We start from the raw sequence: 22,065 nt of genomic DNA, 5'->3' as shown, positions 1-22,065 counted from the left end.
CTTTTAATTCCCTTTTTATTTTTGCTCTGTCGCAACAGAAAATGACAATTTCATCATTCAATGATAAAATATTTTCTCGGGGAGAGTAATTCATTGTTAAAAGAAAATTAAAGGCACGGAAAGGAAAAACGCATGCGTTCTGTAGTGACAGTTTTAAAAGAACAAATAAAAAGTTTTTATTTAGTTAGACGCCTTTCTGTTTATGAAATGAAAAGTGCGAACAGAAACAACTATTTAGGGATTCTATGGGAAATTATCAACCCTATGATTCAAATTGCGATTTATTGGTTTGTGTTTGGCTATGGGATATTTAAAGCAGTTGGTAGACCTGATGTACAAATGGGTGATGGAGGAGCTATTCCTTATTTTTCATGGATGTTATCAGGCATAGTCGTTTGGTTCTTTATTAATCAATCGATCACAATGGGCTCGAAATCGGTTTATTCGAGAATTAAGATGGTATCCAAAATGAGTTTCCCAATGAGTGTCATACCTACCTATGTGATTTTTGCAAAGCTTTATCAACATTTAATGTTACTAGTTATTGTACTCATTATGTTCCAATTTATGGGTTATCCAATTTCTGTATATTATATACAATTACCATATATGATGTTAGCGACCTTAATATTCTTGGTTGCGCTATCACTAATCACCTCTACTATTTCAACAATCGTACGTGATTTTCAAATGGCTATTCAATCAGTAGTGAGGATTCTCATCTATGTATCACCATTTTTATGGCCACCATATGAACTTGAGCCTGAGATTGTGCCAACATTAATGCAGCTGAACCCGATTTATTACTTAGCAGAAGGATATCGTGCGACAATCTTAGGTCTAAATTGGTATCCATTTGTGAATTGGGAATATAGCCTTTATTTCTGGGGAATTACTATACTATTATTTGTCGTTGGTTCGATTTTACATGTGAAATTTAGAGATCGCTTCGTAGACTTTCTATAAGATGGATGTGAATTATGGAACATTCAGTTGTTTTAAACAATATTACAAAAAAATATAAAATGTATGATGGTAATAAGGAAAAGTTATTAGATATTTTATTACCGAAAAGTTATGGTGAAGATTTTTACGCGTTGCAAAATGTTAGTTTTACAGCTGAAAAAGGTGACGTTGTTGGATTTATTGGAGTGAATGGTTCTGGTAAATCTACGCTGTCCAATATCCTTGCCGGCATTATCCCACCTACTACAGGGGAGGTAACCATCAATGGGAAGACGGCATTAATTGCTGTCAATTCAGGTTTGAATAATCAATTGACTGGGCGCGAAAATATCGAATTAAAATGTCTGATGCTCGGTTTTAGTAAAGCGCAGATTAAAGAGTTAGAGCCGGAAATTATTGATTTTGCTGATATAGGTAAATTTATTGATCAACCGGTCAAAAGCTATTCCAGTGGGATGAAATCACGTTTAGGCTTTGCTATTTCTGTAAATATTGATCCGGATATATTAGTGATTGATGAAGCACTTTCAGTAGGTGATCAGACATTTGCCGATAAATGCTTAGATAAGATGAATGAGTTTAAAGCAAAAGGAAAAACAATTTTCTTTATTAGTCACTCGATTGGTCAAATGAATCGTTTCTGTGAGAAAGCACTTTGGCTGGAGTATGGTGAAGTGAGAGAGTTTGGTCCGATTAAAGAAGTCATGCCAAAATATCAGGCTTTCTTAAAGGAATATAAAGCGATGAATGCTTCCGAGAAGCGTGCCTTTAAAGAAAAGGCAATGAAGAAGCAAGCAGGACTTGTAACAAATTAAATAAATGTTTATGAAGTGTGAGGCTAAATTGATTTTTAGCCTTTTTTTCTTTGCAAAATTTGGTATAGTAAAAAGGACTAATTTAATAAATAATGGGGAAAAAGATATGGCCATTGAATCAGTTCATTTTGAAAATGTAACGAAGCGTTTTAAAATGTATCAAAACAATAAAGAAAAACTATTAGATATATTCGTACCTAAAGGATACGGTGAAGATTTCTACGGATTGCAACATATCAACTTCACTGCTTACCAAGGTGATGTCATTGGTGTGATTGGTATTAATGGTGCTGGAAAATCTACACTGTCCAATCTTATTACAGGAGTAGTACCTCCTACCACTGGTAATATAACGATTAATGGTAGTGCATCGCTTATTGCTATTGCATCAGGGCTTAACAATCAATTAACAGGTCGAGAGAATATTGAATTAAAATGTCTCATGTTAGGGTTTAATAAGAGAGAAATTAAGCAGCTGATGCCTGAGATTATTGACTTTGCTGATATTGGTAAGTTTATCGACCAACCAGTTAAAAACTATTCTAGTGGTATGAAGTCACGATTAGGCTTTGCCATTTCTGTAAATATTGATCCTGATATTATTGTCATTGATGAAGCCCTCTCGGTTGGTGACCAAACCTTTACTGATAAATGTTTAGATAAGATGAATGAATTTAAACAAAAAGGTAAAACCATCTTCTTTATTAGTCATAGTATTGCACAGGTAAAGAAGTTCTGTGATAAAGCATTATGGCTAGAGGCGGGAGAAGTGAGAGATTACGGGACTATCGATGAAATTATTCCAAAGTATGAAAAGTTCCTAAAGGATTTTAAATCACTAACCAAAGAGGAACAGAAGAAATTTAGACAGGATATTTTAGATAGGCGTAGTCAGTTGAATAATTATACTGACAACATTGAACCCGATAATGCTAACATTGGTTCTAGTGATATTCAGCGAAGTTCAAGAGTAAAAAAACGTACAAAACCTAGTCGTAAAAAATGGAAATTTGTTTTAGGATTAAGTGCACTCTTAATATTATTATCCGTTAGCACGCTAGTTTTAATAAATAATTATCACTCAGCGACTCCGACTGTGAAGAACAACCAAACTGAATCATCTGCAGGATCAGAAGAACCCAAAGTTATAGAAGAAGGTTTAAAGGATGAATCATTAGATATTAGGTATATAACTGTCTCAAGTGCTAATATAAGACAAGAGCCAACAATGGAAAGTGAAGCAATAGACTTTGCTATTTTTGGTTTTCCATATGAAGTATTAGAAGAAGAAGACGGATGGGCTAAAATCCAACTAAATGATAATGAGGAAGGCTGGGTTAGTACAACGGTTTTGGCAAGATTAAATAATACAGTTGTTGACCAAGAGATTGAGAACAAATTAAATGGCATTGTCGGTCCTGATATCCCTCTAGAAACTGTTATGAATACTTTAGGGAAAGGGCAAGTGATGGAGGAACCTCTTGAACATACAGAATTTATTTACAAAGATGAAGTAATCAATGGTGTGATTATTGATATGAATGGTCCATCTACAGATACCTTATTTAATCAATTAGGAGAACCAGATATGGAGTTAGAAGAGACGAAATCTTTCTTATATCATGGAGAAGAATTTGATTACTTATTTCAAGGAGTAGAAGATGGAACAATAAGCTCACTTCAGTTGATTAAAAGAAGTTAAAAAAAGGTCTTATTCTTAACCGAATAGGTTGATAGAATAAGACCTTTTTTTCTTATATATCTAAGTGTGATTTCAATTCTTCTTGTACTTTTAATTGCTCTTCATTCGAAACGATTAAATACCAAATATCATTGATACGCTGACCATTTCCGGATATGGTTAGTTGGTCAATTTTTCCGACTGCATTTTTATAATTTTTTTGGATATCACGCATTTCGTTGAAAGACAAGTTCGTTCTAACATTTTTTCCTAACGCATCTAAGATGTCATCATAGTTTGTGAGTGTGTTAATGCTCATCCCTTTTTTAATGACTCCTTGAATCACTTGACGCTGACGGTCTTGACGACCGAAGTCACCGTTTGGATCTTCTTTTCTCATCCTGACATAGGATAATGCTTCGTCGCCATTTAAGGTGTTTGTCCCTTCTGTAAAGGAAGAATTCCCTTGTGCAAATGCGAGGGAACTGTTAACTGTAATGCCTCCAACCGCATCAACAATATCTTTAAATCCTTCCATATTTACCTTAATATAATAATCAATTGGGATATCAAGGAAGTTTTCCACCGTGGCCATTGCCATTTCCTCATTGCCGAATGCATAAGCATGATTAATCTTATCATCAATGCCCTTACCGACAATTTCTGTACGTGTATCTCTTGGGATGCTTAACATTTTCATTGATTGGTCATTTGGATTAACAGTGATAACAATGATTGTATCTGAACGCCCTTTGTCTCCGCTTCTTTCATCTACTCCGAGCATTAAAACAGAAAATGGCTCTTTCTCAGTCAGTGTAAGCTCCTGCTCTCTTTTCTCTGTTTTATACTTGATTGGTTGATGCATCGTTTCTACAGCCCCTGAAACAGAACGATAGACCATTAACCCATAGATGCCAACTGCAATGACTATTAACAGAACAATAGAACCAGTTATTTTTAACCATAACGGCTTCTTTTTCTTAGGTTGGCTACGCATTTCTTTTCCTCCATATAAATGTTAATTTAATCGATATATGTTATAGAATACCAAATTATTAGTTCGGTGGATATAAAATAAATGTAAAATAGACAGTATTAGACAAAAGTTCTTCTCATTCGTAAAGTGAATGTAAAAAAAATAATAAATACTGTCATATTTTAATATGTTAATATGAATGGTGGGGTATGTAGAATTTAGCACTACTGGAAAATTAGTTATAAAGTATCATAACTTTAGAAGAGGAGGAGAAAATGACTAAACTAAAGAAACATATTTCCATGTTTCTTATTGCTTTATTAGTATTCGGTTTAACTTCGAATATAGGATATGCGAATGAGATAAATAATAAAAGTGTTGAACAAGAACCAATTACATATGTTGTAAATGAAGAACAACAAGTTGCTGTATATCTTGAAGATTCACAAGAAAGCGAGATTTTATTTCATTTAATTAAAGATTCAGTATTTGATATCGTAGAATTAGGGGACGAGTACTCTTATATTCAAACAAAGGACGAAGAAGATAATGAAGTACTTGGTTACGTCCTTAATGAAGAAATTGATCAATATGCGATTGTTCAAGATAAACCTGATGAAGAAGAGCTAAGTGATGAGAAACAGGAAGAAACGATTGAGACCCCTTTGACAGAAGAACCGCAAGAGAATGCTCCTAATGAGGAAGAGGCGGTAAGTGAGGAGAATACTTCTATCGACTCAACAGAAGGACAAGATAATCTTACTGAAGAGGATGAACTCACTGAAGAAGAAAGTCAAAAAGATGAATTAAAAGAAGAAGAACAACAAGCGGTACCAGATGAACAGGAAGTAAGTGATGAGCAACCTGTAAAATCAAGAATGCTTATGAGTAAAGCTTTAGTTACTGTACAAGGTGTCGCACTTAAAAACCCCACAAATGTTTACACAGAATCCAGTCGAAATTCTACAGTGTTAAAGAGCTACTCTCAAGGTAAAATTCTTAAATTTGAAAAGTCAAATAATCAATGGTTACAAGCAACTGTTTATGTAAATGGTAAGGCAGTAGCTGGTTACATCAATAGTGATGATGTTGACTTACTTGTTGAAAAGCAAGAGAGTTCGAGAGGAATCGTTTATAACGAGAATCTACATGTTTATGCTACACCGTCTAAAAACTCGAATGTCTTAAAGAGTTATAAGGAAGGGCATACGGTTGTGTACCAAACATATTCTGCTCAATGGAATGAAGCGAGAGTTTATGTAAATGGTAAATGGCAATATGGCTTCATTCATGAAGATGATGTGATTCCAGAAAACACACCACAATCTACGTTAAATGGTGTGGTGAAAAATGAAAAACTCAATGTGTATAGCGGATTATCAAAATCATCTAATGTGTTGAAAAGCTATAATGAAGGTACAAGTGTAAAATACAGAACACATACTGAGAATTGGTATGAAGCGACTGTCTATGTGAATGGAAAAGCGACTACGGGTTATATTCATAAAAGTGATGTAATCAATAGTGATGCGAAGCAAGAGACACTCAGTGGCATTGCTAAAAAACGTGTCAATGTATATAGCAGTACTTCAACAAGCTCAAGTATCCTAAAAAGCTATAATGAAGGTAGTACCCTTAAATATAAAACCTTCACGAAGAATTGGTATGAAGCAACTGTCTATGTAAATGGAAAAGCAACAACAGGCTATATTCAAAAAAGCGCAACTATTGACGAGGATGCAGCTAGAACTGATTATAGAGGAGTGGCTTTGGCCTCGCCAACAAAGGTATATGCAGACGAATCAACTTCAGCTAATGTGCTGAAAAGCTATGGCTCTGGGTCCATCCTTAAGTATCGTTCGTATACTGACAACTGGTACGAAGCAACTGTTTATGTAAATGGAAAAGCAACAACAGGTTATATCAATAAAAAAGATGTTGAAAATAGTAAAAACCCACAACAAACATTAACAGGTACAGCACAATCAAAAGTGACAGTTTATACAAAGGCCTCTAATACGTCTAGTGTCTTGAAAACTTATAGTAAAGGTTCCAAAATTAAATATAAAACCTTTACATCGAATTGGTATGAAGTGACTGTGATTGTAAATGGAAAAGCTCATACTGGTTATATTAAAACGAATACGATGGAAAAAGGATTACAAGGAAAAGTTATTGTGCTTGATCCTGGACATGGTGGTCATGACCCAGGGGCAATGGGCATAGAAAAAGACTTGAATCTTAACACCGCTAATTATCTGCGTTCTTATTTAAATGCCGCAGGAGCTGAGGTAATCATGACTCGGTCTACTGATGTATATTTAACATTAGCTGAACGTGTAGAAATTAGCCATCAATATAGTGCAGATGCTTTCATTAGCATTCACTATAATTCAAATCCAGACCCTAGTCCTAATGGAATTGAAACCTATTATTTACCTTCTAATGAGAATGAACGAGAGCTAGCCCAATTGATTCAAGATGGCGTTGTCGCTGAAACAGGGTTACGAGATCGTGGGGTTAAAAATAATGGGAACTTCCATGTCATTCGTGAGAATCAAAATGTGGCAGTCTTAGTAGAGTTAGGATTTCTTTCAAACCCTGAAGAATATGATGTTGTTACGAAAGCAGCTTATCAGAAAAAAGCAGCTAAAGGAATTTATAACGGTTTGAATCAATACTTTAATTAAAATAAGTATAAAGGAAGAGCGTAACTATTGGTTACGCTCTACTTTTTTATGTTCAGAATGTAAGTCTGCTTGTAAATATTTCACGAATCGATAACTCGCTTTACCGTCATTATTAGTATTCCACTCATGATTAAATGTATTTATTAAATGGTAATCAAAACTTTGCTGACGAATGACTTCAATTAGCTCATTAGTGGAAGAAACAACGGGACCGGGTACAAGTTCTTTATATTCGGTCCAAAACCCTCTACTTTCTTTATAATGATTTAAATCATATGGATAAAAAATCATAGGTTTATTCAGTAATGAAAATTCAAATGGAATAGAAGAATAATCTGTTACTAAAATATCTGTTATGAAAAGTAATTCATTGGTGTTAGCAAAGTGAGAGAAATCATAAACAAAATCTTTCATACTGTCATCGATAGTTACTGTATTTCTGATTGCTGGATGAAGCTTTAAAAGTATGAGGTAATCGGAATCTCTTAGATCTTGATACAATAGTTCTAAGTCAATTTTGAGCTCATAAGTCTCTAAGTTCTCATCCCTAAATGTAGGGGCATATAGTATTAATTTCTTGGTACGCAGTTCAGGATATTGTTGCAGTAATCGCTCTTTTTTCTTATAAATACTTTCTTCGTGAAAAAACACATCTGTTCTTGGTATCCCAATAGGTAGGAAGTGATTTTCGTTTAGGTTAAACGCTTCTTTAAAAATTTCCTTCATTTTATCCGATCCAACAATGACTTGGTGGAACTGTTTATATACTTTTTGAAAACGTATTAATGCTTGTTTACTTCTTTTTTTATTTGAAGGATCCTTCAATCCGAAACGTTTAATCGCTCCATTCGCATGCCAAAGTTGGTAACACTTCACCTCTGTTTTAAATCGAATATTTGCTAAAAAACCATAGTAATTATCGACTAAAACAATTTTTGTCGTTGCCAGATGAAACAAGCCTTCTAAAAAGGCGATGGGTGATGATGGGGTGAATTGTAAAATTTGATCATCATCTTGTTTAATAGCATTGAATTCAGATGTTAATGAACTTTTCGTCAATAAAAAAATAGTGCGACAAGATTGCTCTTGTCGCTTCCATTCTTTATATATATTTATGCTATTCTCAGAAAAAGAAACTACATGAACAACTTTATCCTTACTTGGAAAAAGAATATTAAAAAATTTAAAGACCATTCCAAAAAAGAATAAGTAGATATTTATAGCTATTTCTCTAGCCATTTTGTACTTCGAAAAGATCGTTTTTAATTTTAGATGTAGAAATACCTACTGTTCGAGGCAAGTATACTACTTCACAATATTCTTCCAAAAAATCAAATTTTCCTTCCCAATCATCGCCCATAACAAAAACATCAATATCGTTATTAATTACATCTTGAACTTTTTGATCCCAGTTATCTTCAGCAATGACCTTATCTACATAACGAATAGATTCTAGAATCATTTTTCTGTTTTCAAAACTGTGGTAAGCTTCTTTACCTTTAATTTTGTTAAATTCGTCAGAAGAAATAGCAACTGTTAAATGATCTCCAAGGTCCTTTGCTCTTTTTAATAGATTAATATGGCCCCAGTGCAATAAATCAAAAGTGCCATATGTTAATACCTTTTTCATACGAAAAACCTCCTAGAATAGGTTTAGTAAAATTTATAATTTCGTTGGTAAATGTCGTTTTTTGTAAAAATCAATAGTTCAATTTTAAAACAAATTGATAGTCTTATCAAGTTAGAAAGTTGGTTATTATGGCTAATTCCTCCAACAATTCACCTTATGTAAGTATTATATATCAATTTAAGTCATAAAGCTAAAATTCAAGGTTATTTTTATCATAATGTAAGAAATGTTATTTGTACGTAATTAGTTTTTTAAATACATTGTTTAAAAAAGGTTACAATAGATAGTACATATATCGTATGATTAAAGGTTTTATTGACAACGTTATTAAATTTGTGATAATTGTAGAGAGGTTTAAAGTGAACGTTTAAAACAAGAAAATAACATAAAATTCAATTTGGAAATATAAGGTGGAGAATAACAATCATGGCTTTTAAACGTCTAAAAAAAGTATTCTTTTCTAAGAAAGGAAAAAATAATGGATTTAAAAAGAAATTAAATATTATTCAAGATAGTATGATGAATATTACGATAACCGGTGAATTATTGAATGGTTATACTGTGAAAGAAGTTTGGGTGAAGTCTAGGGAGAGGGATTTTAGTTGCAAATTAGCAGAAATGAAAGCAACCAACATATTCTCATTTGAATTTAACTTATTTCAATATAAAGAATCACTAACAGAAGGAATATATGATTTTTTCTTTCTAATAAGGGTTCCGAGAGAGCAATTAAGTGAAAAACGCTTTGAAAAAATAAGTAAACATGAGTTTGAAGAAATCGTCGAAGGTAATCAACAATTTATAGAATATTTGAGCCCAATAGGTAAATATCTAGAAACCATTTGTACTGGGCTACAAAAGGTAGAAGACACAGATTCCTCCATGCAATTATATATCAATAAATCAAAAATATTATCAATGGCAGTAGACAGTGAAATATCTATAAAGCCTATTGTGAAATTGACTAAAATTGAATCTAATAGTGATGTATTTAGCTTAGAAGGTACTTTAAACACTAAGTATATGGAAGTGAAAAGTGCTTCATTGTTACTTTCTGGAAGAGAGTCTGGAAATAAAATAAATATACCAGTCGATATAAAAATAAACAATGAAAAATCCTATAATTCAAGTGGGAGACATTTATACGATTTTTATGCTTCCATTGAATTTAATAATTATAAGGGTATGGATTTAGTTGTAGAAGATATATTTGATTTCTTTTTTGAAATCGATTTTGGAAATAAAATTGAAGCTAAAACTGTTAGGTTAGGGCGTCCAAATAGAAAAGTTAAGAGATATTCTAAAGAAGTTAATTTTAAAGAGGGTAACAATGTTCTAGTGTTGACCCCATATTTTACCATCAAGCATTTTAATTTATCTTTGCAAGTAAATAAGTTTAAGGAAGATATCTTTGGTTATTTGAATAATGTGGTAAATTTTGCATGGTTATTAAGACCTTTCTATAAAAGAAAGGATATTTGGATTGTTGGTGAACGTCCATATAAAGCTCAGGATACAGGATATCGTTTTTTTAAATATATGAGAGAAAACCATCCAAATAAGAATGTATATTATGTTATAGAAGAGGATTCTCCTGAGAGAAGGAATGTAGAATCATTAGGGAACATTCTAATATATGGATCTAAAAAACATATATTGTATACTCTTATGGCATCAAAAATATTGGGTTCTCATCATGCAGATTATTTATTCCCAATGAGAACTGAAAAGTTTAAGAAATTGGTTAAAGCTAAAAAAGTATTTCTCCAACATGGTGTTATAGGAACTAAAAACACAAAACATTTCTATGGAGTAAATTCTCCAAGTTTTGATACAGACATGTTTATCGTTAGTTCAGATTATGAAAAAAATATAATTGTACAAGACTTTGGTTATTCACCAGATACTGTAGCAGTTACTGGTCTTTCTAGATTTGATAGCTTATTTGATAATAAAACTAAAGTAAAAAGGCAGTTATTAATTATACCTACGTGGCGAGAGTGGATTGTTAATGACGAAGTTTTTTTCGAAAGTGAGTATTTCGCTAGATATAAACAACTTGTTAATCATCCAAAGCTCCATGAACTATCAAAAAAATATAATTTTGATATAGTTTTATGTCTACACCCCAATATGCAAAGATTTTCATCGTTTTTTAACGATAGCCCTATTAAGATAGTTACACAAGGGGAAGTTGATGTCCAAGATCTTTTAAAAGAAAGTTCCTTGATGATAACCGATTATTCAAGTGTTGCATTTGATTTTAGCTTTTTAGAAAAACCAATTATTTACTATCAATTCGATAGAAATAGGTTTATTGGTAAGAGGCCATCACATCTTGATTTAGATAATGATTTACCTGGAGATATTTTATATGATCATGAGGAAATTTTAAAAACGTTAGAACTGTATGCTGAAAAGGATTTTAAAACTAAACCAGAAAATATTATAAGAGCAAAAAAATTCTTGAAATACAAAGATGAAAAATCTTGTGAAAGAATTTATAAAGCAACTGAAAAGTTGAAGCATAAAAGAAAGTCTGTAAAGGAAATATTATATGGAAGTGAATATATTAGAGCCATATATAAAAGGTTTAGAAAAGGAAGTTTATATTTCCCGATTGTAAAAGTTTTATATAAAATAATGAAGCTTGTCTTACCAATCGATGAAAAGTTAATAATTTTTGAAAGTGGTTTAGGGAAGCAATATGCTGATAGTCCAAGGTATATCTATGAAGAGTTAGTCAAGAGAGATAAAAAATATAAAACTGTATGGATATACAATAAGAACAAACGTTTCATGGACCCTTCTACAATAAAGGTTAAAAGGTTAAGTATTAGGTATTATTATTACTTAGCTCGAGCTAAGTATTGGATTAATAATCAAAACTTCCCGACATATATTAAGAAAAGAACTGATACTATTTATATTCAAACATGGCACGGCACACCTTTGAAGCGAATGTTATTTGATATAGAGACAATTCAAGGTAGGGATGATACTTATCTAGAAAGAGTTCATAGTGCCACGAAGAATTGGGATTATCTAATTTCACCTAGTCAATATGCGACAAATGCATTTAGAAGCGCATTTAAGTATGAAGGAGAGGTATTAGAAATAGGATACCCTAGAAATGACATTTTTTATAAGGATAGTAATGAGAAGAAAATTGCTACTATTAAGAGACAACTAAATATCCCTAACGATAAGAAAATTATTTTATACGCTCCAACATTTAGGGATAATGTAACACAAGGTACGAATAAATTTATGTTTGAACTAAATATGGATTTGAATAGAATGAAGCAAGAATTAGGAGATGAGTACATTCTTTTAGTTAGGATGCACGTCGTCATTAGTAATAAACTAACAATACCTAGTGAACTAAGAGAGTTTGTATACAATGTATCGAACTATCCAGAAATTCAGGAGCTATATTTGATCAGTGATATATTAATGACAGATTACTCCTCAGTTATGTTTGATTATGCTAATACAGGAAAACCACTTTTGTTTTTCACATATGATTTTGAAGAATATAAGAATGACGTTCGAGGGTTTTATATGGATTTTGAAAAAGAAGCACCTGGTCCTTTTCTGTATAATACTGAGGATATTGTCCAGTCAGTTAAAGAAATTCAAAATGTACATCTAAAGTACAGTAATAAATATCAACAGTTTAAAGATAAGTACTGTTCTTTAGAAGATGGGAATGCTTCAAATAAAATAGTCAACCAATTTTTTAGTGAATAAATTGTATTGACGAGTACTAAGGTGATGGAGAGTGCTTTCGAAAATAAAAAAGTTAGGTATAATTAAGAAGGTATACCGATTAATATTTAAAGTCCTTGGTATGTTACCAGCAAGGAAAAATGTAATCGTTTTTGAAAGTTTTTTGGGAAAACAATATAGTTGTAATCCTAGAGCTATATACGAGTATTTAAAGATAAATAGTACGGGTTATGATATGTATTGGAGTATTGACCCTAGGTATGAAGAAGCATTTAAAGGCAAGGATTTACAAACTATTAATAGATTTTCGATTTCATGGTTATTAATTATGGCAAGAGCAAAATACTGGGTTTTTAACAGCCGGACTCCATTATGGATTCCGAAACCCAAGAATACAATTTATCTGCAAACATGGCACGGTACGCCATTGAAAAAGTTGGCAGCAGATATGAATGAAGTTCATATGCCTGGGACAACGACAGAAAAATATAAGAGAAACTTTTTAGAGGAATCTTCTAGGTGGGATTATTTAATTTCACCTAATCAGTATTCTACAGAAATCTTTTGTAGAGCCTTCAATTTTAATAAGCAAATTATTGAATCTGGTTACCCGAGAAACGATATTTTAAACTTGGGTAACGAAGAAGATACAATAAAACGAATTAAATTAAAATTAAACATACCACTGAATAAAAAGGTAATCTTATATGCTCCCACTTGGAGAGACAACGAATACCATCAAGTAGGGATGTATAGATTCAATTTAAAGTTAGATTTACAAAGCTTGAAAGAATCCTTAGGTGATGAATATGTTATTCTATTAAGAATGCATTATTTGATTGCTGAAAATATAGATATAACTTCTTACAAACCATTCGTATATGATGTATCAACTTATGAAGATATAAGGGAATTATATTTAATCTCTGATTTGTTGATTACTGATTATTCATCTGTGTTCTTTGACTATGCCAATCTAAGAAGACCTATGTTATTTTATGTTTATGATATAGAGAGTTATCGTGATCAATTAAGAGGTTTTTACTTTGATTTTGAGAAGTATGCGCCTGGACCATTAGTGAAAGAAACAGAACAATTAATCGAAGAAATTAAATTATTAGAGAAGAATAATTTTAAGCTTCCACTATATTTTGATGAATTTTATAACAGGTTTTGTTCTCTTGAAGAAGGAAAATCAAGCAAGAAAGTTGTAGAAACAGTCTTTGGAAAAGTGGAAAATGTTTAATATAAAGTTAAGCGTACAAAAGCATCTTAAAAGTGCCTTTTGTACGTTTTTTTTGTTGCTTGTGTAGGAATAAATACGCGTCAAAAGAACTGCAATCTATAAAAAATTGTAAAAATATAAGACAAATTGTCGATATTAAAAGTAATGCTGGTTACTAGTCAATGGCTTTGGTAAAGTGAATTTTGTGAGTTTAGGAGGTGTAGAGTTTTATTTAGTATTAGGTGGGCGTGTAGAGGAAATCTCTTATGATAGCTACCGGTTTTTTGAAAAATTAAATATTTGCTTCAAGTGTAAATCTGATAGTTATGTAAGGACCGCTACATGTATCCCTAAGATAAAGTATAGATTTACATGGGGGAAAAGTAGTGAAAAAAATATTTGTTAGTTTTTTAGTCTTGCTATTAATTTTACAGAGTATACCACAGAATATTTCGTTTGTTAAAGCGGAATCTCTACCTGAAACATATGTGGCAATGGTATTTGCTGAAGAAATTGATGGTGATATTTCTGTCTACGAAGAAGAAAATAGTGAATCAGAAGTTTTATTTACTATAAAAGATGATTCTGAAGTATTGGTATTAAACTGGGGACAATATTTTTCCTTTGTAGAATATTCTTTTGAGGATGAAACAGAAACAAAACAAGGTTATATAGAGAATAGTAGAATTGTAGAAAAAGCGGAAGCGAATGAATTCCGCGAAGCAAGGCTATTTGATTTAAACAATCATGATGAAGAGGCAAAGAATGAGCCGGGCGAAACGGAAGAAATCGATGTGGCTGAAGACCATGAGGTTCCTCAAAACAACTCACAAGAAAACTTAGATAAAAGTGAGAATTTAACAGTAGAGGAACCTGAGGACAACGCTTCCTCTTTAGAAGAAACTGATTCTATTGAGATGGAAGAAAGTACACCAAGTGAAGATCTCGATGGAGAATTGGAAGTTAGCCAAGAAGAAAAAGAAGAGGTTGTAGAGCCTAAAGCAAGAATGTCTACATTTGCTGCAACTGTCAGTCAAACACTCTATGGTGCTGCACTTAAAAGCCCGACTGTAATTTATGATAGCGCTAATCAAAGTGCCAAGCCTTTAAAAAATTATGCTCAAGGGTCAATCCTGAAATATGAAGCTTATAATAACGATTGGTATAAAGCGGTTGTATCAGTAAATGGAAAGTGGCGCGACGGTTTCATTAAAAAGACAGACGTAGAGAACATTCAAGATAAGAAAACACTTCGAGGAGTAGCAACTACAACTACAAAGGTTTATTCTAAGGCATCAAAAAATGCAAGTGTACTAAGATCATATAATACTGGAAGCGTCTTGAAGTATACTACCCTAACTTCAAGTTGGTATGAGGCTACCGTTTCTGTAAATGGAAAATGGCAAACGGGTTATATATACAAAGGTGATGTAGAAAATATTACTTCTCAGCCAAATACTTATCAGGGTGTAGGTTTACAATCACCAACAAAAGTTTATCAACAAGTAACTACAAGTTCTAAAACTTTAAAAACCTATTCACAAGGTAGTATCTTGAAGTTCCAAAGTTTTATTTCTGGATGGTATTCTGCCACGGTCTATATTAATGGTAAAGCAACCACTGGGTACATAAAGTCTTCAGATGTTTCCTTACCTACAACTAATCCAGAAACATTACATGGCGTAGCATCGAAAGATTCTGTTAATGTGTATAAAAGTGCTTCTAGAAGCTCTGGTTCCCATAAGTCATATGCTAAAGGAACATTATTAAAATTTGAGACATTTATTACAGGGTGGTATAAGGCTACTGTTTATATTGGTGGCAAGCCACAAACAGGATATATCCATGCCTCTGATGTGGAAATCCCTGTAAAAAACCCTGCTACTTATCAAGGGGTGGCATTGAAATCATCTACTCCTATTTATAAAATGGCGAATGTAACTTCCGGTACATGGAAATCATATAAGATCGGTAGCATATTGAAATATGAATCCTTTATTAGTGGTTGGTATAAGGCAACAGTCTATGTGAATGGGAAAAAACAAACAGGTTATATTGCAGCTAGTCATGTAGAAAATGCTTCGCAATCCTCGAAGGATGTACGATTATATGCAGTGCCAGACACTTTGAACGTATATAACATTGCGTCAAAATCTTCTAGTGCAATTAAAAAATACAAACAAGGTGATTTACTAAAAGTTTATCCATTTACTTCAGAATGGTACAGGGCTACTGTTTCTGTAAACGGAAATTGGGTAACAGGCTACATCCACAAAGATGACCTCAGTACAGAAAAACCAGGTTATCTCAATCTTGACTTAAGAAAACCTGCAAAGCTGACTGTACAGGAAATCAAAGCTTTATTTGATCGCAAAGGTCATGGGGATAGTAAGTTAAAGGATTATGCCCAAGAATTTATTAATGTTCAAAATAAATATGGGGTAAACGCAACTTACTTAGTAGCGCATACAATTTTAGAGACTGGTTGGGGAAAGCAATCCAACTTGTTCGATTATAAAAATAACTTATATGGATACGGGGCGTATGATGTTTGTCCATTCACTTGCGGTTACTATTTTGATAGTGTAGAAGATAGTATTAGTAATGTAGCGTACCAAGTGAAATCCGATTATTTAACTCCTAATGGTAAATGGTACAATGGACCAGACTTAATTGGCATGAATGTAAAATATGCAACGGATAAAGATTGGCAAAATAAAATTGCTCGGTTAATGGAAGATTTACAGCCGTATGACGCTAAGTACTACTCGTCTACAAATGTTGTAACGAGCAATGGTCCTGCACCATCAGGTAATTGGAGTAGGGATATTCCAGCAGGCAAGCCATATCCATCAGATGTTGTTAAAAACATGCCGGCTGGTACGAAGGCAACAATCAACACCAATGCGAATTGGAGATCGTTCCCTTATGTTAATAATAATAGTAATGTCATTGGCACATTAAAAGTTTCAACTGAAGTGATTGTATTAGGATATAACACGGATGTAAAAACTAATGGCAGTTATCCATATGATACAACTTGGTATCGCATTTCAGTTAATGGTAAACAAGGTTGGATTTACGGTGACTATTTAACCTTTACAAATGCAAAACAAGCAAAAGTTTATACTTCTTCTTATGATTTACTACAGCAATTTAAATAATGACTATACCGAGGGGAATACCCTCGGTTTTTTTGTGTTTACATGTTTCTCTTTTCTAAAATAGTACGGGAAAATCTAATGAACATATTTTGCACCTCTTATAGTAAATTCCCAATTTCCTCACATACTAAAACCATACAAATTCCACCAAAGAGGTTGTTTATTTATGCTGAAGACTGAAAAGAGAAATAAGGTGTTGTGGCTGAGTATGCTTTTTTTGTTATTACAGCCAATTATTGATGTGCTTACATCTTTGTCTATTCGTTTGAATGATCAGGCATTTACGCTTGGTTTAGCGATGCGTTTTTGTTTCTTATTATTTATATGTGTTTACTTATTATTTACATCATATGTAAGAAAACCCGTGATTTTAGGCTATCTGTTGTTATTTGGCTTGTTTATTGTGATTTCGATTGGGGTTCAGTTTACGATGAAACCTGTTTTTATGTGGGGAACTGAGCTGAAATGGTTATTGAAAAATGTTTATTTTGTTGTCTGTTTTCTATTCTTTCTAGTGGTTTTTCGCAGAGGGTTTAGGATTTCTCCGCTCTATTATTTGATGATAGCTGTGATTTTGACTGGGGCGATGATGACGGTGGCGGGGCTTTCTGATACTGCGTTTCCTAGTTATGATTATTGGAAGAGTGGTCATGTTGGCTGGTTTTATGCTGGCAATGAGATTGGTGCCATTTTGGCTATGGGGTTACCGGTTGTACTATATTTTGCCTTAAAAGGTTCGTGGTGGTTAATGGTAGGATTACTCACGGTTATGTATGGGTTGCTGGCTTTAGGGACGAAAGTGGGTTATGGGGCGATTTTGATTACATTGCTTATCAGCATTGGTACCTCTATTGTTCTTCGTTTGGTAAAAAGAGAATACATACAAAGAACTAAATTAGTTACACTTGGCATTTTGTTTGTTGTTTTTATTCTTATGACACCATATACTCCAGTTGCCCATAACATGGAGCTACAGCTTGATTGGCTTGGTGTTTCAAAAGAAGAAGGGAAAACACAAGTGATAACAAGTGAACAAAAGGATAACATTGTCTATAGCGGCAGGAAAACTTACTGGGAAGAGTATCAAGCTTATTTTCAAGAGGCGCCTTGGATGCAAAAGCTTTTTGGCATGGGTTATGGTGGCAACTTTACGGATGAAGCTAAAACGATTGAGATGGATTTTTTAGATTTATTCTATTCATTAGGAATGATAGGGTTTAGCTTATATTTGCTGCCCTTTGTCTATATGCTTTGGCAATTGATTAAACAAGCATTTCAAAATATGAAACGAATGATGGACTTAGAGGTCATTTTAGTACTCACTGGAATAGCTCTAGGTCTTGGTATCGCTTTTATCGCTGGTCATGTATTAACAGCGCCTGGTGTGAGTATTTATTTAGCTGTACTAATGGCTTGGCTAGCCTGTGGAATCCAATACGTGCAGCTTGAGAATTCTATGAACTAAGAATTCTCAAGCTGCACATTTCGAATGAACGCAATTTTTAAACAAACGTTTGATTGATTATGTTAGAATTTTCTCTTGAGTGTCCTTGCCCATTCAGTCAACTTTTCCATTTCGGATATTCTCAATAATGTAGCGACTAGTATAGTGAAAATGACGGCGATGAAGGTTGTCACTGATATCGACAGCAGTGCTGGTAAGTAGGAATGATAGAGCTTATGTAAGCCGAAAAGAACGCCAGTTACGAGTAAGAACATCGTGAGTACTTTCCCTTGAGAAAATAATAAATCCTTCATCTCTTTTCTCGGTATGTCTAATTCCTTCCGTAAAAAATATAGCAAAACAGCCGTCTGTGAGACCATGCTGATAGAAGTAGCCAAGGCTACACCACCAATGCCCATTAAAGGTGTTAAAATCAAACTAAAAATGATATTGACGATAATAGAGACGATTGCAGCTATCATGGTCATTTTCTCATTTTGTAAGGCAATAAATGAACGATTTAAAAATTCCTTTAATGCGATTGCGATCATACCGATGGAATAAAAGAAAAAGGCAATGCTCGTTATAGTAGTAGCGTTCGTATTGAATGCGCCTCTCTCATAAGCTACTTCAATTAATGTCCGGCTTTCTATTAACATGACCGCACTAATAGGTATGCCTACTAAGCTAATAATCGTCATACCGCTAATGATCAGTGGTATAAGCTCTTTCTTATTCTCTGCCGCCGTATCAATAATGGATGGAAACAACACGGTGATAAAGGATAGGAGAATGATACTTAATGGCAGAAACATCAGCTTGTTTGCATAGTTTAAGGCTGAAACACTACCATCTATCAATCCAGATGCAAAAAAGCGATCAATGACTGTATTAAACTGAAAAGCAATGGACGTAATAATTAATGGCATAAAAGAAAAAAAGGTTCTTTTAATGAATAGAGAATAGGTTTTAAAATGAAAATTAAGTCGAATTACTTTATACTTCTTTATAAATGGGTATTGTACAAGAAATTGACTAATGGCTCCTAACAAAGTGGCAATGGCTACACCGTATATCCCATAGAACTGTGAGAGTACGACAATACTAATGATAATCAGGATATTTTGCGGGATGGCTCCCATTGCTGGTGGTGCGAATTCCTTTTCGTATTCTAAAATGCCAGTTGAAACGGCAGATAAAACGTAGAAGCAGAAGCTTGGTAGCATGATAATCGTTAATACATTTGTTACATACCACTGTTCTTCGGTAAACCCTGGTGCCATCCATTGGGTAATGATAGGGGTGAATAGAATTGCGATGACAGTAATCGCTAATGCAAGAATGAGGAATAAAGTCGTAAGTACCCCTACTACGTTTCGTGCTTCTAGTGAATGCTGTTTTTTTAATTCAGCATATAGAGGGATGATACCTGTTGTAATGGACATGCCAACTGCTGAGAATAATAAAACAGGGATAATGGATGCTACAAAGTAAGCATCAGCCACTGTTGAAGTACCGAAATAAGAGGCCATAAGCAATTCTCTTACAAAACCCAGAACCTTACTAATGATTGCAATACCTGTTATGAGTCCCGCAGCTTGGATAAGCTGTTTTTTCATCATGAATCTCCTTTAAGGAAAAGTGCTTTTTATTATTAGTATAATCAGAACGGTATAAACTAAAACACCGACTATTAAGATAAAGATTGAGGTTATAAAATGAGTCATGATTACGTAAATATACTTGGGGTTCCCTTTATTAATACAAGCTTTGCAGAAATGGAATCCATTTTAACCAACCATATAGATAAACAAGAAAAAACAATTGTTGTGACAGCGAACCCGGAAATCGTTATGTATGCCAAAGAGAATAAAGATTATCAAAAGATCATTCAGTCTGCTCATTACGTGGTGCCTGATGGTAATGGGATTCTACTTGCTGCTAATATGCTTCAAAAGCCGATAAAAGAGCGTGTAACAGGCTTTGATTTAACAATGTCCTTATTAGAAGAAGGAAATAAAAAAGGCTGGCATGTATATCTTCTCGGAGGAAGGGAACAAGTAAATAAAAGAGCAGCTGAAAATATAGAAAAAGATTATCCGGGAATTAACCTTGTCGGTAGACATAATGGTTATTTTGATTGGGAAGATGGGCAAGTGGCTGAAGAAGTAGCAGCTAAAGCGCCAGATATCGTCTTGGTTGCTTTAGGCTTTCCACGTCAGGAAGAATGGATTACCACTAATTATCATCGCTTCTCTAAAGGGTTATTCATGGGGGTCGGTGGCACGATTGACATTATATCTGGTGAAATGAAACGAGCGCCTGAATTTTGGCAAAACCTTAAGTTAGAGTGGTTTTACCGCCTATTGAAGCAGCCCTCTCGTTGGAGAAGGGTGCTCGTTTTACCTCAATTTGTGAAGCAAGTACGGCAATCCAGAAAGCGAGATTGATGTAAAAACCCTAGAATCTGCAACTATTTTCTAAGCTGTTCCGTCTGATACTATGAAGAAGGATGGAATATCAACGATGAAAGTACTCCATTTAAATGCAGGGAATGATACAGGTGGGGGCATGACACATATTCTTGATTTATTAGAGAATAGTGACCCTACTGTTTTTACGCTAGGGATTTTTGAACCTGGGCCGATTTATCAGAAGGCACTAGAGCGAGGGATTCGCGTAAAGCTTTTCGCTACGAAAAAAAGATATGATCTATCAGTCATTCAGCGTTTAAAGAAATATATTGAAGCAGAACAAATGACCATGATTCATACACATGGTGCGCGAGCAAATCTTTACGGTTATTTGCTAAAAAAAACCTCCCGAGAATGTAAGTGGGTGACAACATTACATAGCAATCCCTATGATGATTTTCTTAATCGGGGCTTGAAAGGAAAAGCCTTTACTAAGTTGCATTTATGGCTTTTGAAGCACCCTGATTATTATTTCGCCATTTCTAATCGTTCCAAAGAGCTCTTGCTCTCCCATGGTGTGGATGGGAGTAAAGTGAAGACTATTTTCAATGGGATAGATTTTAACAGACAAATGCAGTCTTGTACGCTTGAACGCAAAGGGTTAGGGCTTGAGGCGAATGATTTTGTGATTGCTATGGTGGCGAGACTCACACCTGTAAAGGGCCATCGGATTGCCTTAGAAGCCATCAGCCGTGTCATGGCTAAAGCACCTCAGGTCAAACTCCTTTTAATAGGAGATGGCTTTTTAGAACAAGAATTAAAAGCTTTTGTGAACAACAAAGGATTAGCTAAACAAATAAAATTTCTAGGATATAGACAGGATATTGATGCCTTATTACAAATTTCAGATCTTCATCTATTATCATCATTAAGTGAGAATTTTCCAATTGTCTTATTAGAGGCAGCAAGAGCGAAAAAGCCGGTGATTTCAACCGATGTTGGTGGAGTCTGTGAATTGATTCCATCGAAAGATTATGGCTGGCTTGTTCCAGTGAAAGATGTGGACGCATTAGCTCTGGCAATTGAAGAGGCGATAAATGCCCATTATGTAGGGTCCTTGAAAAAAATCGGTGAAAATCTCTATAAACATGCATCAAGGTGGTTTAGCGTGGAGCATTTTCGGGAAAATGTGATGGACGCCTACAAAAATTGGACATAAATCTTGCGGATTTTGTCAAAAAAAGTACCTTTTTAAATGGTACAACTATGATATAATAGGTTCGATATACATTTGTACGAATTTGTAAATTATGCCTGGTTCCAAGTGT

12 protein-coding genes and 2 pseudogenes are annotated in these 22,065 nt (G+C 33.9%); 10 read left to right on the top strand and 4 right to left on the bottom strand.

Annotation, left to right across the window (positions count from 1 at the left end):
* Window positions 1-132: 132 nt before the first annotated feature.
* The 3 genes and pseudogenes from U9M49_RS10170 (at window position 133) to tagH (U9M49_RS10160) (ending at window position 3,483) form a co-directional block, all read left to right on the top strand.
* The gene (locus tag U9M49_RS10170) at window positions 133-966 is read left to right on the top strand and encodes an ABC transporter permease (protein ID WP_307315892.1); all 834 of its coding nucleotides are present in this window, start codon (window positions 133-135) and stop codon (window positions 964-966) included.
* A 14-nt stretch (window positions 967-980) separates the two neighbouring features.
* Window positions 981-1,766 (top strand): annotated as a pseudogene (tagH, locus tag U9M49_RS10165) (teichoic acids export ABC transporter ATP-binding subunit TagH); the annotation flags it as partial.
* A 121-nt stretch (window positions 1,767-1,887) separates the two neighbouring features.
* A complete protein-coding gene (tagH, locus tag U9M49_RS10160; protein WP_322909721.1) occupies window positions 1,888-3,483 on the top strand; it encodes a teichoic acids export ABC transporter ATP-binding subunit TagH in 1,596 nt (531 codons plus the stop codon).
* 52 nt (window positions 3,484-3,535) lie between these two features.
* Here tagH (U9M49_RS10160) and U9M49_RS10155 read toward each other — a convergent pair whose 3' ends face one another.
* Complete coding sequence (locus U9M49_RS10155; RefSeq protein WP_322909720.1) at window positions 3,536-4,459, bottom strand: LytR family transcriptional regulator; 924 nt, start codon at window positions 4,457-4,459, stop codon at window positions 3,536-3,538.
* A 254-nt stretch (window positions 4,460-4,713) separates the two neighbouring features.
* Between U9M49_RS10155 and U9M49_RS10150 the strand changes: the two genes are divergently transcribed.
* Entirely contained in the window at window positions 4,714-7,128 is a 2,415-nt protein-coding gene (locus tag U9M49_RS10150; RefSeq protein ID WP_322909719.1) for an N-acetylmuramoyl-L-alanine amidase, read from the top strand.
* A gap of 24 nt (window positions 7,129-7,152) precedes the next feature.
* Here U9M49_RS10150 and U9M49_RS10145 read toward each other — a convergent pair whose 3' ends face one another.
* Complete coding sequence (locus U9M49_RS10145) at window positions 7,153-8,367, bottom strand: CDP-glycerol glycerophosphotransferase family protein (protein ID WP_322909718.1); 1,215 nt, start codon at window positions 8,365-8,367, stop codon at window positions 7,153-7,155.
* On the bottom strand, window positions 8,360-8,758 hold the full coding sequence (gene tagD, locus U9M49_RS10140; RefSeq protein WP_307315881.1) for a glycerol-3-phosphate cytidylyltransferase: 399 nt from the start codon (window positions 8,756-8,758) through the stop codon (window positions 8,360-8,362). Before tagD ends, U9M49_RS10145 begins: the two co-directional genes overlap by 8 nt.
* Window positions 8,759-9,184: 426 nt before the next feature.
* Between tagD and U9M49_RS10135 the strand changes: the two genes are divergently transcribed.
* The 4 genes and pseudogenes from U9M49_RS10135 (at window position 9,185) to U9M49_RS10120 (ending at window position 18,344) form a co-directional block, all read left to right on the top strand.
* Entirely contained in the window at window positions 9,185-12,511 is a 3,327-nt protein-coding gene (locus tag U9M49_RS10135; RefSeq protein WP_322909717.1) for a CDP-glycerol glycerophosphotransferase family protein, read from the top strand.
* Window positions 12,512-12,539: 28 nt separating this feature from the next.
* Window positions 12,540-13,736, top strand: a pseudogene (locus tag U9M49_RS10130) (CDP-glycerol glycerophosphotransferase family protein); the annotation flags it as partial.
* A 365-nt stretch (window positions 13,737-14,101) separates the two neighbouring features.
* Window positions 14,102-16,879 carry a glucosaminidase domain-containing protein gene (locus U9M49_RS10125; RefSeq protein ID WP_322909716.1) on the top strand — a complete coding sequence of 926 codons (2,778 nt, stop codon included), beginning with the start codon at window positions 14,102-14,104 and terminating at the stop codon, window positions 16,877-16,879.
* 166 nt (window positions 16,880-17,045) lie between these two features.
* Window positions 17,046-18,344 (top strand): O-antigen ligase family protein, encoded by a 1,299-nt coding sequence (locus U9M49_RS10120; RefSeq protein WP_322909715.1) that lies wholly within the window; start codon window positions 17,046-17,048, stop codon window positions 18,342-18,344.
* A 62-nt stretch (window positions 18,345-18,406) separates the two neighbouring features.
* Here the strand turns inward: U9M49_RS10120 and murJ are convergent, their stop codons facing one another.
* Entirely contained in the window at window positions 18,407-19,942 is a 1,536-nt protein-coding gene (murJ, locus tag U9M49_RS10115) for a murein biosynthesis integral membrane protein MurJ (RefSeq protein ID WP_307319521.1), read from the bottom strand.
* 99 nt (window positions 19,943-20,041) lie between these two features.
* Between murJ and U9M49_RS10110 the strand changes: the two genes are divergently transcribed.
* Complete coding sequence (locus tag U9M49_RS10110; RefSeq protein ID WP_322909714.1) at window positions 20,042-20,773, top strand: WecB/TagA/CpsF family glycosyltransferase; 732 nt, start codon at window positions 20,042-20,044, stop codon at window positions 20,771-20,773.
* Window positions 20,774-20,849: 76 nt separating this feature from the next.
* Window positions 20,850-21,956, top strand: coding sequence for a glycosyltransferase (locus U9M49_RS10105; protein WP_322909713.1), 1,107 nt, complete (start codon window positions 20,850-20,852; stop codon window positions 21,954-21,956).
* The last annotated feature ends 109 nt before the right edge of the window (window positions 21,957-22,065 follow it).

It is taken from the genome of Cytobacillus sp. OWB-43 (assembly GCF_034651445.1).
Classification (GTDB): domain Bacteria; phylum Bacillota; class Bacilli; order Bacillales; family Cytobacillaceae; genus Cytobacillus; species Cytobacillus kochii.
Note: the sequence above shows the minus strand (reverse complement) of the source record. Positions and strands in the feature narration are given on the sequence as shown.

Coding starts and splice junctions, on each gene's coding strand:
- murJ (WP_307319521.1), bottom strand. CDS start 19,942: ATGAAAAAACAGCTTATCCAAGCTGCGGGACTCATAACAGGTATTGCA.
- U9M49_RS10170 (WP_307315892.1), top strand. CDS start 133: ATGCGTTCTGTAGTGACAGTTTTAAAAGAACAAATAAAAAGTTTTTAT.
- U9M49_RS10105 (WP_322909713.1), top strand. CDS start 20,850: ATGAAAGTACTCCATTTAAATGCAGGGAATGATACAGGTGGGGGCATG.
- U9M49_RS10135 (WP_322909717.1), top strand. CDS start 9,185: ATGGCTTTTAAACGTCTAAAAAAAGTATTCTTTTCTAAGAAAGGAAAA.
- tagH (WP_322909721.1), top strand. CDS start 1,888: ATGGCCATTGAATCAGTTCATTTTGAAAATGTAACGAAGCGTTTTAAA.
- U9M49_RS10110 (WP_322909714.1), top strand. CDS start 20,042: ATGAGTCATGATTACGTAAATATACTTGGGGTTCCCTTTATTAATACA.
- U9M49_RS10150 (WP_322909719.1), top strand. CDS start 4,714: ATGACTAAACTAAAGAAACATATTTCCATGTTTCTTATTGCTTTATTA.
- U9M49_RS10155 (WP_322909720.1), bottom strand. CDS start 4,459: ATGCGTAGCCAACCTAAGAAAAAGAAGCCGTTATGGTTAAAAATAACT.
- U9M49_RS10120 (WP_322909715.1), top strand. CDS start 17,046: ATGCTGAAGACTGAAAAGAGAAATAAGGTGTTGTGGCTGAGTATGCTT.
- tagD (WP_307315881.1), bottom strand. CDS start 8,758: ATGAAAAAGGTATTAACATATGGCACTTTTGATTTATTGCACTGGGGC.
- U9M49_RS10145 (WP_322909718.1), bottom strand. CDS start 8,367: ATGGCTAGAGAAATAGCTATAAATATCTACTTATTCTTTTTTGGAATG.